Raw genomic sequence first — 12,189 nt, 5'->3', positions numbered from 1 at the left:
GCCGGTTACAGTAGGACTTCGGATAACTGTTGTAAATACTGTTGGCGGAATAGAGTTCGCACGGTGATCCGGTATCTTGGCGACATCGGACGGAAGGGATTGGGCGGGGCCGTGTTTCAGCTGACCGCACGGGATATCAGGCGCCGCAACAGGTTCTGCGTGCTGCAGGCGGTCTATGCCGCCGAGGGGCCGACGAGCAGGCAGGACATCACCAAGGCGACCGGTCTGTCCTTCGCCACTGTCGGCAATATGATCGCCGAACTCCTGGATGTGGGCGTGCTGGCCGAGCTCGGCTACGAGGCCCCCGGCATCGGCCGCCCCCGCGCCCGGCTCGCCATCAACCCGGGCCGGGGCGTGCTCATCGGCGTGGACCTCGCCGAAACCAGCATCCACATCGATGTTTTCGATCTCGCCATGGTGGTGCTGCGCTCCACCGAGATTCCGGTCGATCCCACCGCCACCGCGCCCGCCGATATCGCCGACCTCATTGCCCGCGGTATCGAGGAGGTGGTCGCGGCCGATGCCGACAAGGTGCTCGGGGTCGGGGTGAGCGTCCCCGGTCTGGTCGACCCGCAGGCGGGCGTCTCGGTCTTCTCGCCGTACTGGCACTGGCACGACGTCCCGGTGAAGCAACTGCTGGAGGCCCGCCTGCCCTACCCCCTCTATCTCGACAACCCGCTCAAAGCCAGTGCGGCGGCACAACTCTGGTTCGGCGCGGGCCGGGATGTGGACTACCTGATCGTCGTCACGCTCCGCGCGGGCGTCGGCATCGGCGTCGTCATCGACGGCATGCTCTACCGCGGCGTCACCAATAGCGCGGGCGAATGGGGCCACACCAACCTCGTCCTGGACGGCCGCCCCTGCACGTGCGGCCGCAACGGCTGTGTCGAGGCGTATGTCAGTGCCCCCGGAATCGTCGCCACCCTCCGCGAATTCGCCCCCGAGAGCCCACTTCTCACCGGCGACGACGCCACCGTCATCGCTGCCCTGGCGGCGGCCGCCGCCCGTGACGACGAGATCGCCCTGTCCGTCATCGACCGTACCGGCCAATATCTGGGCGTAGCCGTGGCCAACCTGGTCAACCTCTTCAACCCCCGCCGCATGGTCTTCGGCGACCTGGTGGCCCGCCACCTGGGCCCCCGCCTCCTGGAATCGGCCCGCCGCTCCGCGAGCCACCACGCCATGTCCGACCCGTTCGCGGCCGTCACCCTCGAACTGGACGCGTTGTCCCACAACCCCTCCAGCCTCGGCGCAGCCACCTTCGCCCTCGAAGGCTTCCTGGCGGACCGCGAACACTTCGGCTCGGTGGCTGCCCGCCGCGCCCTGCGCGCCTCCACGACCTGAGTCCTTCGGCGAGATCGGCACTGGTGTGCCATGATCGGCGGATGGCAATGAGAAAGGCCCATGGCCGATAGTCGCGCGCTGGCGCTCCACGCCACGCTGCCCGAGCGCTACGACGAGTTCCACATTCTGGCTTCGATGATCGACCACCGCGGCAGGCTTGTCGCTTTGGCCATCGATCCCTCTGAAGGCGTTCCACCCCCAGGGTTTTGGCGTCGTCCGCCCCCGCGCTACACGGCGACGGCGGTGATTTGCGACGGCCCTGAGGTGCGAGAGATCGTGCTGCGTGATCTCGATTGGTGGTTCGGCGAGATCGACACCCTCGGCGATGGTGTGGTGATCGCCGCCGGTCGTTGCGCCCCGGCGGGGACGGAGATCGACCGCTGGGAGTCGGTACCGGAGGAAGAACTGCATCTTCCCGCGAATGTGCGGGTGTTCGATGGTGGCGGGCAGCAGGTGGCCGCCTTCTACGCCGGTGATGCGATCGCGCAGTTGATGACCGATCCGCAGGGCCGGATCTGGACCAGCTACTTCGACGAGGCGACCTACTGGGCGCCCAACGGGGACGGCACCCGCTCCCACCACTTCATGGTGGGCCTGATTCGCTGGGACGACCATGGCGGGACTCCGTGGATGGCATGGTCGCACACGCGCGATGTGTCATGGCTGGACTGCTACTCGTTGAATGTCGGCCGGGAATTCGTCCGCGCGTGCCCGTACACCGAGTTTCCACTCGTCGAAATCGGTTCCGGGCGTGTGGATGTCGTCACCGACAACCCTGTGACCCGCTGCACCGGCCTGGCGGTCTCCGGCTCCGAGCTCGCCTTCCTGGATCTGCACCGGGACGACGGCGCGGTCCGCTGGGAGATCCGCAGGGCCCGCCGAGAGGGGTCGTCCATCGTCGAGACGGGCCGTGAGCGCCTCGTGCTGCCGGACGGTGGGCAGCCGACGGAGTGGGCGCGGGGAAAGGTCGGCCGGGACGGGTCGCTATGGGTGCAACACGGAGACGATCAGCGGCGGTGGTATCACTACGAGATTTGAGGGAGGACCATGGTCGCGGCGGTCGAAGGAGGCGAACGGAGGCCATGATCATGGATCAACGCACCGCGAAGGTAGCCTTGGCCAGGTTGCAACCAGCCGAGAATGGTGCGGTCGGTGGAGCCTCGGCGAAGTAGTCGAGATGGTCCGCGGTGGGGTGGCCGATTCCGACGACGAGGCTGGGCGGGAATCCGGTGAACCAGGTCAGGGCCCGGGAGACGTGCACGACCAGGGGCAGCCACAGGAACGGGTCGAGGACGTAGAGAATGGGCGGGGGGCGTCACGGTCGCCGGTGCTGGGCGGCGCGGCGACGGCGATCTCCAGGGGAACGTCGAGGTCGGAGGGGTGAAACAAGAAAGTTTCGGTGTTGTCGAAGTGGAGTGGTCCGCTGCTTTCCCAGGTGTCGTGGTCGGTGTGTATGTGCATTGACCCAGTTGAGGTTCGATGAGTTTTCGGTCGTTCCTCCGTCTGATCAGGTGACAACGCCCGTACCTGCACGAGTAAAGGAATGATTGCCATGAGTGAAATGCGTGGACTGGGGATCTGTCTGTGGTTCGACGATGAGGGCGAGGACGCCGCTCGGTATTACACCTCGATCTTCAAGAATTCGAAGATCACTTCGGTCGTGCCCTACGGGGAGGCGTTTCCCGGTAAGGCGGGGCAGACGATGGTGGTGGAGTTCGAGATCAATGGGCAGCGGGTGACCGCGCTCAATGGGGGGAAGATGGACTGGGCCTTCAATGAGGCCATCTCGCTGATGATCGACTGTGAGGATCAGGCCGAGGTCGATTACTACTGGAGTGCCCTGAGTGCCGACGGCGGGCAGGAAGGGCCGTGCGGGTGGCTCAAGGACAAGTACGGGGTGAACTGGCAGGTCACGCCGATGCGGTACTACGAGCTCGCGGATCCGGCGGATCCGGCGCGCGCGGACCGGGTCAACAAGGCGCTGGAGTCGATGAAGAAGATCGACGTGGCGGCGTTGGAGCGGGCGGCGGCGGAGGGCTGACCGGACGAATCGAACTGACAGCTCCGGCGTTCCGCGCAATACTGGGGCGCCGGAAACCGTCCGGTACTCGAAACGAATACTGGGGGAACCATGTTCACACGAGGCTCTATGGCCCTGGCCGCGCTCGCGGCCGTCACCCTGCTGAGCGGATGCGCCAGCTCGGACACCAAGACCAGCTCGCCGACCACCACGTCCGCGGCGCAGCAGGCCACCACCACGGTCAAATCCACGACACCGGCGGCGCCGCTGCTGAATCGCCGCGCCGATAACGGCGAGATCGTCCAGCAGGCCGGGCTGGTCGGGATCATTGACCATCATCAACGACACCAATGGCGACTGCGCCGTCGTGGTCACGAACAGCGACCCCAAGGCCCCGCAGGCGACGATCTACGTGCAGGGCAATTCCCAGGCCACCCTCGACTGCATCGCCGGGACCTATTACGTCTACCTGAAGTACGGAACCGACTGGGACCAGGCCGCTCTCGGTTTCACCCGCGATCGCGATTTCTCGAAGTTCGACGACTCCTTCGACGCCGACTCAGACTGGGAGATCCAGCTCCAGCCCTCGATCGGCGGCAACGCCTCCACGAGCGACGTTCCGGCCTTCTGAGTAGCTGCTTGCGGCGCCGAAGGCTCCGACATCCCCCGCCGCCGCGAGCAATACTGGAACGGGGGGAGCCGATTCGGTCCCCCCCGTGAATGAGCTCAGGGGGAGATCATGTCGAAGCGAATCGTATTTGCCGTGCTCGCAATCGCGGCGCTCACGGCCGGGGGATGCGACTTATCCGGTGGAAACCGCGCCGCGCCCGTCACGCACACGAGCCGCGCCGCCACCACCACGACGACGCCCACCACGACGAGAACCACGACACCCACCACCACGACCACCACGCCGCCGCTGCTCACCCGCCGCGGCGAAAACGGCCAGATCTACGAACAGAGCGGCCTGGTGGGCACCGGGAATCTGCGCATTATCAATGACGAGGACCGGGATGTCGCGATCGTGGTGACCAACGACGACCCCAAGAACCCGCAAGCCACGATGTACGTCCACGCCAATTCCGAAGCGACCATGAGCGGAATCTCCGGCAACTACTACGTCTACCTCAAGTACGGAACCGACTGGGACGAGGCCACGCTCAGCTTCACCCGTAGTCGCCAGTTCGAAAAGTTCGACGAGCCCCTCGACGAATGGACCAACTGGACACTGAGCCTGGAGCCCTCACCCGAGGGCAATGCCACCGTCAGCACGGTGCCCGCCTTCTGACCACGGAACGGTGTGCGGCGCACCGCGATCGGCAATATCTTGCGCGCTGTCCCGTAATTCGAGCTGGCGCATGGCTGTTGGCCGTGATCGCATCCGGCCGACGCTATGCTTCGGCGATCGCCGGTCAGGAAGATGAAGACATGGGGAAAACGACGCGGATTCTGGTCGCCTCTCCACTCGGGAAAATCATCGCGCCGACGCTCGACGAATCGCCCACCATCGCGAAGGTGGTGGTGGCGACCGACCGCAAACAGGTGCACGACGCGATCACCGATACGGTGCGTTTCGATGTGGTCGTGGCCGACCTGATCTGGAACAAACCACATTTGGAGTACACCTTCGACGGACTGGACGTGGTCGACATGCTGGCGCTGGTCGACCGCGGGGCCCGGGTGCTGCTCGCCGCGCAGGGGCACAGCATGGAGCAGGACCATCTGGACGAGGCGCGGCTGCTGCCCACCGTCGTCGGCATCTTCGAGAAGTCGGCCGGTCCGGGTCCGCTGCTGGCGGCCATCGACAGTGTCGCGGTCGGGCAGCGCATGGAGTGCCGACCGGCGCCGGGTACGGCCATACCGCTGTACCAGCATTTTCAAGGGCGGCACGGCATTACCGCCGGGCGGCTCGCCGGGGCGATCGCGGCGGGCCGCGCCACCGACGCGGCCAGCCTGGCGGTGGCCGCGGAGGTGGCGGTCAATACGGCCAACAAGGTGACCAGCGCCTATCTGGGGCCGATCATTCAGCAGCGCGGCGAGCACGATCCCGCGCTGCCGATGACGATCGTCGCGGTCTATCGGTGGTGCGGGCTGCATTCCAGATATCTGGTGAGCTGGTGCCGCCGCAACGGCCATATCGACATGCTGCGCGAGGGCCAGCGCTCGCCGAACGTGCCGTTCTCGCGGTCGCGCTGAGCGCGAGAACGGATTGCGTTCGGCTGCTTCAGCGTTCGGCATCGGACGGGTTCGCCGAGAACAGCTCTTCGAGATCGATCCGGTAGCGGCCCGAAGGCAGGGGCGGCCGCCGACGATGATCCGCGCCGCCAGGGCGGCCACTGCCCCGGCAATGCCGACCGCGGTGCCCAGCTGCGGCCAGGACGGCAGCGTCCGGCCCACCTGCCCGAGCGCACGGCTGGTCCGAGCCGAGATGTCCGCACCCACAATGGCCCGCGCCAGCTCGATGCGCCGCCCCGGATCGGCCAGTTCGGCGGCGGTGAGCCGAGCGAGATCGCCCGCGCGGCCGCCGAACAGCGGGGCCTCCGGTTCGAGGTCGAAGCGCTCGATATCGGCGAACGCGCTGTCGCCGTGATCGGTCACCATGACCACCGGTATCCGGGCGGCCCGGGCGCGGAGCCGGATATCCACTTTCATAGCCAGATCGTCCATTTCCTCGATCAGGACGTGCAACCGCTCGGTGCGACCATTGAGGAACGCGGGTGCCGAGCGCGGCGAATAGCCTTGGGCGAGCGCGGTGATCTCGCTGTAGGGGTCGAGCTCCCAGATCCGTCGCTGTGCCAGTAGCAGTTTGGACTCACCGAGATCGCAGACCGAGGCGGGCAATCGGTTCAGGTTCGTCGGTGCGAGGGTGTCGCGCTCGGTCAGCCGGAAGCGGCGCGCGCCGGTGAGCGAGCAGACCGTCAGGGCGGAGGCGCCGACGCTGAGTCCGGCAATGCCCACCAGCGCGGCCGACCACCGGCGCTGCTCCGGACCGTCGATCAGGTATCGATTGCGCGCCGTGCGCAGCCGGTGGAAATGCACGGCGTCGGGCAGCCGCACGATCGCTCGGCGCCAGGGAAAGACGATGAACCGGCTGATCGTGTCGAGCGCACCGGAGCCCCGGGCGGCCGCGACGCGCTGCGCGAGTTCACGGTCCGCGCGGTCGGTTCCGGCTTTCAGCGCCGGGTGGTCGAGGGTGATCAGTTCGGGCAGCGCGCTGTCCCAGCCGTCGACGACACGCAGTCCGGATCCGGTGGCGCACAGGGCGGCAATGCGGTCGGCGTCGATGGCGGGATGCAGAATCTCGATCATGACAGGGCCTGTGTCCACTGGTGTTTGACATCGGTCTCGAATCCGGCGGAGCCGAACTCGTGCAGGGTGATGACCGGTTCGGCCGCGGACCCGATGGTCTGGTGCAGTCGCCGGAATTCGGTGTTGGTGTGATCGAGTGCCTGGATGATCCGATGGCGCAATCGGCGCTGGAAGCCTTCATACGGGGTGGTCCGCATACGCAATTCGATGCGCAGGAGCAGGGTTTGGGCGAATCGCTCGCCGGTCCGGACGGCGAGCACGAACTTCCCGCTGACCACGCCGGAGATGTCGGCATGCTCGAGCGCGGCGCGAATGTTCTCGGGGTAGATCTGCAGGCCGTAGAACGACGCGGCGATATCGGTGCGCCGATGCAGGGCCAGGAACCCGCAATGCTCGCTCGATGTGCGTGGCGTCAGCGCACTTCCGTGCTCGCGCAGGATGGCGTCGAGTTCCCCGGGGGACAGGATCGAGCCTTGATCATTGATGCGATACCGGACCAGCGGAATGGTGGTGTCGGTCGTGAACAGCAGATAGCCGTCCGGATCGATCTCGGTGAAACGGTGTCCGGCATCGTATTCCACGAAGGTCGGCTGGCTCGATCCGCCGCCGAACAGCGCCCGGCCCAAGTCCGGATTGTCGCGGGCTGCGCGCCGAATGGCGATGGTCGCGCGCGTCTCGTGCCCCATGATGCCCGCGTCCGCGGTGCCGTAGATCAGGCAGGTCTCCTCGGGCCGTCCGGGCTTGCCGATCCGGTCGAGCACGTAATCCCGCCAGTCCTCGGTGATCGCCTCGCCCGCCAGCAGCAGCCGAAGATCGTTGTGCAGCACATTGTCCGGTGCGCGGTCCAGGACGTCCTTGACGAACGGCGGATACCCGGCCAGCACCACCTGGTCGTAGTACGGCCCCAGTTGGGCGATGTTCTCCACAATGGTGTCCGGTTCGATGCCCGGCGCGATGACCGATACGCGGTGACCGCGGCGGCGCAGGGCGAGTGCGGCCGCATACGTGTAGGTGCCGCCGATCCAATTGCCCATGGCGAAGCCGACCACCAGCAGGGTCGAGTGCGCCCGGGATCCGAAGCCGTGCCGGAAGATCCGCGAGTACAGCTCGGTGGCCTCGTCCAGGGAGACCAGATCCCGGGGCCAGTAGGTGGGCCGCCCGGTGGAACCCGAACTACACGAACAGGTTCCGGCGCCCGCGATATCGCCGTGCCACATGAGCATGTCCAGGGGGTAGCGCCGCAGATAGTCCGCCTTCGTCGTCGGCGGCACCTGCGCGAAGTCCTCCGGGGTCCGGATCCGCGCCGGGTCGATACCGTGCCCGGCGAGGAAGTCCGCGTAGGCCGGAACCAGGCGGGCGGAGTGCTGGAACACCGCGAGCGCCCGATCGAATCCCGGTCCCGCCGCAAGGGGTGTGTACACCGGCGTCGACATGGCCGGTCTCCTTTCACGGTTATCCGAACCCGTTGTCCGAGTTCGTGATCGGTTGTGCCGCTTCGATCGTCGAAGCCGCGCGGTGCGGTGGGGAAGAAGTCGATACAAGGTCCATACGACGCTGTCACCGGCGCGGTGCCGGGCGATAGCATTTAGCTGTGCCCGAAGGCCCCGGCGTCGGCCCGGACCTGACGGCGATCCTCACCCGGGAGGAATTCGCCGCCGCGCTGACTCGACTCCGGACCACCGCCGGTCTGACCGTCCGTCAGGTCGTCGAGCAGTCCGGCGCGTTGCACGGCACCGTGAGCGGCTGGTTCGCCGGACAGCATTTGCCGACCGAGAGCAATGAGCGCATGTTCCGGGAGGTGCTCTGCGCGTGCGGCGTCCGGACCGCGGCGCAGCAGCTGCCGTGGCTGGTGACGGTGCGCCGCATCCGGCCCACCGCCGGGCGGCGGCGGGAATCCGGTGATATCCCGTATCGGGGGCTGGCGGCCTTCGGACCCGAGGATGCCGAATGGTTCTTCGGCAGAGCGGAATCGACCGCCGAACTCTGTCATCGGGTCGCCGAACTGCGGACGGCCACCGGTCGCGCCCGGCTGCTGTTCGTGATCGGCGCCTCGGGTTCGGGAAAATCGTCGCTGCTGTGCGCGGGCCTGGCGCCGCGGCTGCGCGCGGCGGGCCATTCGCTGCGACTGGTGCGGCCGGGCACGCATCCGGCCGCTGCCCTGGCGGCGGCCGAACCCGCCGACGTGGTGGTCATCGATCAGTTCGAGGAAGCCTGGACCCTGTGCCGCGACCTCGACGAGCGGGCCCGATTCTTCGCCGCGATCGACGATCCGGACGGTTCGGTTCATGTGCTCGGGCTGCGCGCCGACTTCTTCCGGCACGCGGCCGAGGAACCGGTACTCCAGGAGGCCCTCGGCGCACAGCCGATGCTGGTGCGACCATTCACCGAACAGGCCCTGCGCGAGGTCATCGTCGAACCGGCCCGGAAGGCGAAGTGGACCGTCGACGACGATCTGGTGCAGTTGCTGACCGTCGAGCTCGCACCGCGCGGCGCGGCAGCGGCCCACGATGCGGGCGCGCTGCCGCTGCTGTCGCACGCCCTGCTCGAAACCTGGCGGCACAGCAGCCGCCGACGTATGACCGTGGCGGATTATGTCGCGACCGGCGGCATCACCGGGGCCATCCAGCAGAGCGCCGAGGCCGCCTACACCGGATTGACCGGGGCACAACAGGATATGGCCCGCCGGACCCTGCTGCGGCTGGTCACCGTGGAGGAGGACACCCGATTCCGCCGCCGGGTGCAGCGCCGGGAATTGTGCTTCGACGCCGCGAGCGTCGACGAGGTGGACGCGGTCATCGAGCGCTTCGCCGCGCAGCGGCTGCTGACCGTCGCCGCGGAGACGGTGGAGATCTCACACGAGGCGCTCATCGGCTCCTGGGCCCGGCTCGCCGAATGGGTGGACACCGACCGGACCGGACTCCTGGTGCACCGCAAACTGACCCAGGCCACCCAGGTCTGGCTGGACGCGGACCGGGACCCCAGCGCCCTGCTCGGCGCGAATCGGCTCGCCCTCATGCGTGAATGGGCGGCCACCGACGACCACGACGCCGATCTGAACCGGAGCGAACGAGATTACCTCGCCGCCTGCGTGACCCACCACGAGGCCGTCGCGGCCGGTGAACGCCGCCGCACCCGAATCCTGCAGCGCCTGGTCGCCGGGCTGGCGGCCGCCCTGGTCATCGCGATCGTGCTGGCCGCGGTCGCGCTCACCGCCCGATCCACCGCGAACCGCGCCCGCGACCAGGCGCAGTCCCGCCAGATCGCCTTGCAGGCAACGAGTTTGCGGGACAAGGACCCGGCGCTGTCCGCGCAGCTGGCGCTGGCGGCCTACCGGGTGCACCCGACATTGGAGGCCCGGTCGGCCCTGCTCGACTCGTCCGCGATCCATACCCCCGTCCGTCTGCTCGGACCGGCTGGCGGCACGCTCATCGCCGCCGATGCGAGCGGCAGCCTGCTCGCGGTGGGCCGCCAGGACGGGTCGGTCCTGCTCTATCGCCCCGCGGCGCACACGCCGCCGCGCGTCGTGGGACACCTTCCGGCCCCGTCGGGCGCCGCGGGCATGGACGCGCTGGCCGTCGACCGCTCCGCGCGAGTATTGGCCAGGGCGACCGGCGGCCGGATCGAGCTCTGGGACATCGTGGATCCGGAAGGCCCGTGGCAGCTCGCCGCCATGGGAGCGCGAGCCACCGCGTATCAGAATCTGGCCTTCAGCCCCGACGGCCGCGAACTCGCCGCCGGAACCATCGGCACGACCGATATCCCGGGCTGGGATCTCGGCGATCCGGCACATCCGAACCCGCTGCCGCCGTGGGAACTTCCCGCGAGCGGACCCGCGGTCGCCTACAGCCCGGACGGCCGCCTGTTCGCCGCGGGCGGGCACGGGTCGGCGCTGCGGATCTGGGATCGATCGGGCACCGCGACCCCGCTGTCGGATATCGCGAGCGACGGCACCACCGCCGATGTCCAAGCCATCCAGTTTGCCCCGGACAGCGGCACGGTGGCGACGGCCGGGCGCGGCAATGACGTGCGGCGCTGGCGCATCGCAGATCCGGCCGCCCCGGTCCCTTTACCCGCTCTGACCGGATTCGCCAGCTACGTCAACGATCTCACCTTCAGCCCCGACGGCCGCCGACTCGTTGCGAGCAGCTCGTACCACACCACCCGCATCTGGCTACTGGAATCCGACACCCTCGAATCGACCCTGCCCGCCCCGGGCATCGTGGTGTCGGTCCGATTCGCCGCGGACGGCGCCACCGTGGTGACCGGCGGCCTCGACGGCGCCGCCCGCATCTGGTCGCTACCGGGCCCGGTACTCCAGGGAGCCCGCGCATCGGTCTATCAAATGCCGGTGGACCGCACCGGAACCCGAATGCTGGTCGGCACCGGCGCGGCCGACAGCCAGCCGCGCCTGTGGGACCTGACCGACCCGCACGCCCCCCTCGCCCACCCACCGCTCGGCGTGGGCCCGGGCGAGAAGACCACGGGCGCGGTCGCACTCGCGCTCGACGGTTCGGCGGCAGCGGTGGGATCCCGCACAGGCCGCGCCTACCTCTGGGACCTGCGCGACCCCGCGCACCCCCGCGCCGCCGGATCCGTCGCCGCGGTCCAAGGTGTCGTCGGCGCGCTCACCTTCAGCCCTGACGCCGGTCTACTGGTGGTACTCGGCCAGGACCACCGCATAGTCAGCCTGTGGGACGTCACCGACCTCACCACCCCGCACCCCCTCGGCACCCTCGATGTCGGCCCCGGCGTCCCGTCCCTGGCCACCATCAACCCGTCCGGCACCCTCCTGGCCATCGCCACCTCACAGGAATCGGTGCGGGTGTGGGACATTCGCGACCGCACCACCCCCCGCGAGCTTCCCGCCCTGACCGGATTCGCCAACGACGTCGCCTCGGTCGCCTTCGCACCCGTCGACGACCTCCTCGCGGCGGCAGGCGCGGACCGCACCGTCCGCCTCTTCAGCCTCGCCGATCCGGAGCGCCCACAGCAGCGCGCGGTGCTCGACGGCCCCGTCGACGCCATCATCACGGTGAACTTCAGCCCCGACGCCCGCCACATCGCAGGCGGCGGAGGCGGAAACGGAATATGGCTGTGGGACATCACCGATCCCGCCCACCCCACCCGCGTCGCCCTACTGACCGCCTACAACGGCCGCATCAACGAGGCCGTCTACCTCCTCGGCGGCACCCTCCTCGCCGCCGCGGGCCCCGCCATGATCGTCCGCCTGTGGGCAACCGACCCCGCCCTGATCGCCTCCCAACTCTGCACTTCGGGCAGCACGCCCCTCACCCCCGACGAATGGGCCCGCTACCTGCCGGGCGTACCCGACATCGACCTGTGTGCCGAAACCTGAACACTTCTTGCAATATCTTGCCGACATTCACTCCGTACAAGCATATTTCACCGGATTACTCCGAATATGAGCTGACCCCCATGGATTTCGATTCGGCGTTCCAGATCGATGCGAGACTATGGCTGCGCGATAGCCGAATTGCGCGCTGACAAGAGGCACC

General features: G+C 68.1%; 9 protein-coding genes and 1 pseudogene. 7 read left to right on the top strand and 3 right to left on the bottom strand.

The window, feature by feature from the left end; genetic code table 11:
• Positions 1 to 159 precede the first annotated feature (159 nt).
• Positions 160 to 1,344 (top strand): ROK family protein, encoded by a 1,185-nt coding sequence (locus NC4_RS15415; RefSeq protein WP_245721701.1) that lies wholly within the window; start codon positions 160 to 162, stop codon positions 1,342 to 1,344.
• Between the two features lie 60 nt (positions 1,345 to 1,404).
• On the top strand, positions 1,405 to 2,382 hold the full coding sequence (locus tag NC4_RS15410; protein WP_067538235.1) for a hypothetical protein: 978 nt from the start codon (positions 1,405 to 1,407) through the stop codon (positions 2,380 to 2,382).
• Positions 2,383 to 2,437: 55 nt separating this feature from the next.
• Here NC4_RS15410 and NC4_RS40235 read toward each other — a convergent pair whose 3' ends face one another.
• Positions 2,438 to 2,605, bottom strand: a complete 168-nt coding sequence (locus tag NC4_RS40235) for a hypothetical protein (RefSeq protein ID WP_157554760.1) — start codon at positions 2,603 to 2,605, stop codon at positions 2,438 to 2,440.
• Positions 2,606 to 2,896: 291 nt separating this feature from the next.
• On the opposite strand from NC4_RS40235, the gene NC4_RS15405 reads away from it, so the two are divergent.
• The 4 genes from NC4_RS15405 to NC4_RS15390 all read left to right on the top strand — a co-directional run bounded on the left by NC4_RS15405 (position 2,897) and on the right by NC4_RS15390 (position 5,560).
• The gene (locus NC4_RS15405) at positions 2,897 to 3,385 is read left to right on the top strand and encodes a VOC family protein (RefSeq protein WP_369690754.1); all 489 of its coding nucleotides are present in this window, start codon (positions 2,897 to 2,899) and stop codon (positions 3,383 to 3,385) included.
• Positions 3,386 to 3,692: 307 nt separating this feature from the next.
• Complete coding sequence (locus tag NC4_RS15400) at positions 3,693 to 3,995, top strand: hypothetical protein (protein ID WP_067538232.1); 303 nt, start codon at positions 3,693 to 3,695, stop codon at positions 3,993 to 3,995.
• A 108-nt stretch (positions 3,996 to 4,103) separates the two neighbouring features.
• Entirely contained in the window at positions 4,104 to 4,652 is a 549-nt protein-coding gene (locus NC4_RS15395; protein ID WP_067538229.1) for a hypothetical protein, read from the top strand.
• A gap of 140 nt (positions 4,653 to 4,792) precedes the next feature.
• Positions 4,793 to 5,560 (top strand): MSMEG_1198 family transcriptional regulator, encoded by a 768-nt coding sequence (locus NC4_RS15390; protein WP_067538705.1) that lies wholly within the window; start codon positions 4,793 to 4,795, stop codon positions 5,558 to 5,560.
• 462 nt (positions 5,561 to 6,022) lie between these two features.
• On the opposite strand, the pseudogene NC4_RS39015 reads toward NC4_RS15390, so the two are convergent.
• A pseudogene (locus NC4_RS39015) lies at positions 6,023 to 6,673 on the bottom strand (ThiF family adenylyltransferase); the annotation flags it as partial.
• Positions 6,670 to 8,106, bottom strand: a complete 1,437-nt coding sequence (locus NC4_RS15380) for a phenylacetate--CoA ligase family protein (protein WP_067538224.1) — start codon at positions 8,104 to 8,106, stop codon at positions 6,670 to 6,672. The pseudogene NC4_RS39015 and the gene NC4_RS15380, both read right to left, overlap by 4 nt.
• Positions 8,107 to 8,264: 158 nt before the next feature.
• On the opposite strand from NC4_RS15380, the gene NC4_RS15375 reads away from it, so the two are divergent.
• The gene (locus NC4_RS15375; RefSeq protein WP_067538221.1) at positions 8,265 to 12,029 is read left to right on the top strand and encodes a WD40 repeat domain-containing protein; all 3,765 of its coding nucleotides are present in this window, start codon (positions 8,265 to 8,267) and stop codon (positions 12,027 to 12,029) included.
• Positions 12,030 to 12,189 lie beyond the last annotated feature (160 nt).

Origin of the sequence: Nocardia crassostreae (assembly GCF_001613405.1) — a bacterium.
Classification (GTDB): domain Bacteria; phylum Actinomycetota; class Actinomycetes; order Mycobacteriales; family Mycobacteriaceae; genus Nocardia; species Nocardia crassostreae.
This window is presented reverse-complemented; position numbering and strand designations above follow the sequence as displayed.